At 50.8% G+C, this 413-nt stretch carries 1 protein-coding gene; it reads right to left on the bottom strand.

Annotated features, from left to right (window positions below; all coding sequences use genetic code 11):
• Positions 1-413, bottom strand: a 413-nt coding sequence (locus BTA35_RS17160; RefSeq protein ID WP_139363742.1) for an aldehyde dehydrogenase family protein, incomplete at both ends; no start/stop codon positions are given.

The following is a 413-nucleotide window of genomic DNA, read 5'->3' on the forward strand; positions in this document are numbered from 1 at the left end:
ATAATGGTCGGTTCGAAGAATGTACCGCCTAGGGCATGAGGTTGACCGCCGCAGATCAAGCGCCCCCCTTTGGCCAGTGCATCTTCGATGTGGCTGCTGATTTTGTTCACTGCGGCTTGGTTGATCAGCGGGCCTTGTTCAAACGCCCCCTCTAGACCATGACCTACCGTCAGTTTTTGTACGGCTTCTGCCAGTTTTTCAACGAACGTGTCATAGATCCCCGCTTGTACTAACAAACGGTTAGCACAAACACAGGTTTGGCCTGCGTTGCGGTACTTAGAGGCCATTGCGCCTTCAAATGCTGCATCAAGATCGGCATCATCAAAAACGATAAACGGCGCATTTCCGCCCAGTTCAAGAGAGACTTTTTTCACATTGTCAGCACACTGACGCATTAACAACTTGCCCGTCTG

The sequence above is a fragment of the Oceanospirillum linum genome, assembly GCF_001995095.2.
Lineage (GTDB): Bacteria > Pseudomonadota > Gammaproteobacteria > Pseudomonadales > Halomonadaceae > Oceanospirillum > Oceanospirillum linum.